Origin of the sequence: Neisseria sp. (genome assembly GCF_030523955.1) — a bacterium.
In the GTDB taxonomy this organism is placed as follows: Bacteria; Pseudomonadota; Gammaproteobacteria; order Burkholderiales; family Neisseriaceae; genus Neisseria.
Window position 1 is genome coordinate 1 of sequence record NZ_JAUNHL010000098.1, and the last position, 4349, is coordinate 4349.

Below are 4349 nucleotides of genomic sequence, written 5' to 3' on the forward strand. Positions count from 1 at the left end.
ACCAGCGATTACGACAAGGAAAAACTGCAAGAGCGCGTGGCCAAACTGGCCGGCGGTGTAGCAGTAATCAAAGTCGGCGCGGCGACCGAAGTGGAAATGAAAGAGAAGAAAGACCGCGTGGACGATGCGCTGCACGCTACCCGCGCTGCGGTTGAAGAAGGCGTGGTGGCCGGCGGCGGCGTTGCCCTGCTGCGTGCCCGCTCCGCTCTGGGCAAAGTGGAAACCTCCAATGCCGACCAAGAAGCCGGTGTGCAAATCGTATTGCGCGCCATCGAATCTCCGCTGCGCCAGATCGTGAAAAATGCCGGCGGCGAGCCTTCTGTGGTGGTGAACAAAGTGTTGGAAGGCCAAGGCAACTTCGGTTACAACGCCGGCAACGACACCTACGGCGACATGATCGAAATGGGCGTTTTGGATCCGGCCAAAGTTACCCGTTCTGCGTTGCAACACGCCGCTTCCATCGCCGGCCTGATGCTGACTACCGACTGCATGATTGCCGAAATTCCGGAAGAGAAACCTGCTATGCCGGATATGGGCGGCATGGGTGGTATGGGCGGCATGGGCGGTATGATGTAATGCGTGTCTGAATATTCAGTTGCCGTATCGAGAAAAGACGCCTTCGGGCGTCTTTTTTTGACCTCAATCACAGCCGGCGGTTATCATGCGGCTGGTTTAATCATGTTTTGACGACGATGGCTGCTACTACCGTACAACAATTGTTTTTGTTTTTTCTCGCTTTAACCACCACTTTGCGGCTGTATCTTTCGTTCCGCCAGAGTCGGGCAGTGTTGAAGCACCGTTCGCAGGTACCTGCCGGTTTTGCCGGAGCGGTTTCGCTGGAAGAGCACCAGAAGGCGGCGGATTACACGCTGGCCGGCCAGCGGCTGGCGCGTTGGCAGATTTGGTACGATACCTTGCTGATTCTGTTGTTTACTTACGGCGGCGGCTTGAACGCGCTGGCCGCGCTGTCGCTGCACGTTTCCACTTCGCCGCTCACACAAGGAGTGGCGCTGATGGCGTTGTTTCTGTTGGCCAATATGTTGTTGGAATTGCCGATGACGGTTTGGCGCACTTTCGGCCTGGAAGCGCGTTTCGGCTTCAACCGCACCACTTGGCCGGTGTTTTTGGCCGACCGCGCCAAAGGCCTGCTGTTGGGCGGCCTGATCGGTATTCCGTTTCTTTATGCGGTGATTTATCTGATGGGCATCGGCGGTGCGTTGTGGTGGCTGTGGGTGTGGCTGTTGTGGCTGGGTTTCTCGTTGCTGCTGATGTGGGCGTTTCCGAAATGGATCGCGCCGCTGTTCAACCGTTTCGAGCCGCTGGCGGACGAGGCGCTGCGCCGGCGTATCGAAGATTTGCTCGCGCGCACCGGTTTTAAAAGCGAAGGCGTGTTCGTGGCCGACGGCAGCAAACGTTCCGGCCACGCCAACGCGTATTTCACCGGCTTGGGCGAACATAAGCGGATTGTCTTTTTCGATACCTTGCTCAAAGACATGCAGCCGCAGGAGGTGGAGGCGGTGCTTGCGCACGAATTGGGGCATTTCAAACATAAGCACATTGTGACGCAAATGGCGGTCAGCTTCGCGCTGGGCTTGCTGGTGTTGGCGGTATTGGGCTTTTTTATTCGAGAACCGGGTTTTTATCTGGGATTGGGGGTGAATTCGGCCAGCCATGCGATGGCTTTGCTGCTGTTTTTTCTGGTGTTGCCGGTGTTTACCTTTCCGTTTTCACCCTTGTCCGGCTGGATGTCGCGCCGCAATGAATTTGAAGCCGACCGTTTCGCCGCCGCCGAAGCTTCGGCCGACGATTTGATCAGCGCGCTGGTTAAACTTTACCGCAGCAATGCCCGCAGTTTGGTGGGCGACAGCTGGTATTCGCGTTTTTATGATTCGCATCCGGGCGCTCGGGAGCGTATCGCGGCTTTGCAGCGGGCGGGCGGCGGAAGGTAAAAAATGCCTGTCTGAAAGGTTTTTTCAGACAGGCATTTTTCCGGTCGGCTTCGCTTCGGATCGTATCGGCGGTTAGCCTTGCAAAAACGGATTGTAAACCCGCTCATGGCCGATGGTGGTCATGCGGCCGTGGCCGGGAATCACGCGGGTATCGTCGGGCAGAACCAGCAGTTTGTTGCGGATATTGTCGATTAAATCCTGATGGTTGCCGCGCGGGAAGTCGGTGCGGCCTATGGTTTCGTAAAACAGCACGTCGCCGGCGATTAGTAGCTTTTCTGCCGCGCAGTGGAAAACCACATGGCCGGGGGTGTGGCCGGGAATGTGCAGCACATCGAAAACGTAAGCGCCTACGCGCAATTGTTCGCCTTCGGCCAGCCAGCGCTCGGGGGTGAACGCGGGTGAGACGGGAAAGCCGAATTCGGCCGTGGTTTGCGGCAGCGCTTGCAAGAGGAATTCGTCGTCGGGGTGCGGGCCGAGCACCGGCATGGGGTGCTCTTGGGTGAGCGCGACTACGCCGCCGGCATGGTCGAGGTGGCCGTGGGTAAGCCAGACGGCTTGCGGCGAGAGACCGAGCGCTTGGGCTTCCTGCCAGAGAAACCCGCTGTCGCCGCCGACATCGGTAAAGATGGCTTCGCCGCTGTTGTCGTCCCACAGCAAGGTGCAATTCTGGCGGAACGGGGTAACCGGCATAATCTGAAATTGGAGCGCCATATCAAATCCTGTGCTGCATCATTGTGGAGAAAGGAGGATAATGGGCGCGATTATAGTGAAATTATTCGGCAATGAATACCGTTTGACGGAGACGGGCGATGCAAAAAGAACGTGCGGCGGCGCTGAAGGCGGCCGCCCGGTTGAAAGAAACGAAAGAGGGCAAATTGCAGCAGTGGCGCGAAACGTCGGTGCAGCAGCAGTTTGCCAATGAATTTACCGTCGCCGCCCGTTTGGGCGAGCCGGCGTTTACCGAAGAGCAGGCCGAGATGGTGGCATCGCTGTTCGGGCGTTAAATGATGAAAATGAAAGATTGAAACGTAATGACTTATCGTAAGGCCTTGTGGGGCGTGGTGTTGGTGAGCCTGGTGGGTACCGTGGGCTCGTTTGTTTCGCAATATGTTTTGGGTTTGAATCCTTGCCCGTTATGCATTTTGCAGCGGGTGGCGGTGATGGCGACCGGTTTGGCGGCTTTGCTGGCGCTGTTGTTGCCAAGCGCGAAAAAAGGCGGCCGCCTGTTGGCGGCTTTGTGGGTAAGCCTGCCGGCGGGCTGGGGTTTGGGCGTGGCGGTTTATCAGTTGTGGTTACAGAATCTGGCGGCGGCCGACAGGCCTTCCTGCGGTGCACCGTGGACCTTCCGTTTGCGCGATTGGCCGCTGTTCGATCTTTGGGAGCCGGTGGTGCGCGGCTTCGGCGATTGCGGCGTGCGCGAATATGTGTTGGGTGTGCCGCTGCCGGTGTGGAGCGTGCTGCTGTTCGGCGCGGTATTGCTGTGGTTGTGGACGGTGTGGTTTAAATTGAAGGCGAGATAAGCGCTATGCCTGTCTGAAAAGGTTTTCAGACAGGCATTTTGTTGCTGGAGCAAAAGGAGAGAGTCATGATGCAACTGAGTTTTCCGGCGGTGCGCGCACCGTTGAAATTTTATGCGGTGGTACCGGATGCGGCGTGGGTAGAGCGTATGGTGAAGGCCGGCGCCGATACCGTGCAGCTGCGTAACAAAACCTTGGATGGCGAGACCTTGCGTGCGGAAATCCGCCGCAGCGTGGCGGCGGCCGGGGGTAGCCGTACCCAGCTGTTTATCAACGATTATTGGCAGGAAGCGATTGCCGAGGGGGCTTATGGCGTGCATTTGGGGCAGGAGGATATGGATACGGCGGATTTGGCCGCCATCGCGCGCGCCGGTCTGCGCTTGGGTTTGAGCACTCATTCGGTGGCCGAGCTCGACCGTGCTTTGTCGGTGCGGCCCAGCTATGTGGCCAGCGGCGCGATTTTCCCGACCACCACCAAGGCAATGCCCACCCAGCCACAAGGCATCGAACGGTTGCGCGAATATGTGCGCCAGGCCGGTGATACGCCAGTGGTGGCCATCGGCGGGATTGATTTGGATAACGGCGCCGAGGTGTTGGCGGCCGGTGCCGCTTCGCTGGCGGTGGTGCGTGCGGTAACCGAAGCGGCGGATCCGGAGGCAGTGGTGAAGGCGTTTCAGGCGCTGTGGGATTAGGATAGGTTTTGAATGAATAGACATGCCTGTCTGAAAATTATTTTCAGACAGGCATTGGTTTTTCAGGATTCATGAACCGGGCAACGGCGGCGATGCCGTTCAGACAGGCCGAGACCTTTGCGAAATACCAGCTACTCCATCCAAACGGTTACCTGAACAATCAAGGTAACCGTTTTTTCATTTTCAGACGT

The 4349-nt window shown here is 57.7% G+C and carries 6 protein-coding genes; 5 read left to right on the plus strand and 1 reads right to left on the minus strand.

Annotation, left to right across the window (positions count from 1 at the left end; translation table 11 throughout):
* On the plus strand, positions 1-576 hold a 576-nt coding region (locus Q4C79_RS12935), incomplete at its 5' end, for a TCP-1/cpn60 chaperonin family protein (RefSeq protein ID WP_303091434.1).
* A gap of 116 nt (positions 577-692) precedes the next feature.
* A complete protein-coding gene (locus tag Q4C79_RS12940; RefSeq protein ID WP_303091435.1) occupies positions 693-1949 on the plus strand; it encodes a M48 family metallopeptidase in 1257 nt (418 codons plus the stop codon).
* A gap of 72 nt (positions 1950-2021) precedes the next feature.
* Here Q4C79_RS12940 and Q4C79_RS12945 read toward each other — a convergent pair whose 3' ends face one another.
* Entirely contained in the window at positions 2022-2660 is a 639-nt protein-coding gene (locus Q4C79_RS12945; RefSeq protein WP_303091436.1) for an MBL fold metallo-hydrolase, read from the minus strand.
* 98 nt (positions 2661-2758) lie between these two features.
* Here Q4C79_RS12945 and Q4C79_RS12950 point away from each other — a divergent pair, with 98 nt between their 5' ends.
* From Q4C79_RS12950 to thiE, 3 genes are all read left to right on the plus strand, one after another.
* Positions 2759-2953: a cyanate hydratase gene (locus Q4C79_RS12950; protein ID WP_303091437.1), complete on the plus strand. Its 195-nt coding sequence runs from the start codon at positions 2759-2761 to the stop codon at positions 2951-2953.
* Positions 2954-2980: 27 nt separating this feature from the next.
* Positions 2981-3469 (plus strand): disulfide bond formation protein B, encoded by a 489-nt coding sequence (locus Q4C79_RS12955; RefSeq protein WP_303091438.1) that lies wholly within the window; start codon positions 2981-2983, stop codon positions 3467-3469.
* Positions 3470-3543: 74 nt separating this feature from the next.
* Entirely contained in the window at positions 3544-4158 is a 615-nt protein-coding gene (thiE, locus tag Q4C79_RS12960) for a thiamine phosphate synthase (RefSeq protein ID WP_303091439.1), read from the plus strand.
* Positions 4159-4349: the final 191 nt, after the last annotated feature.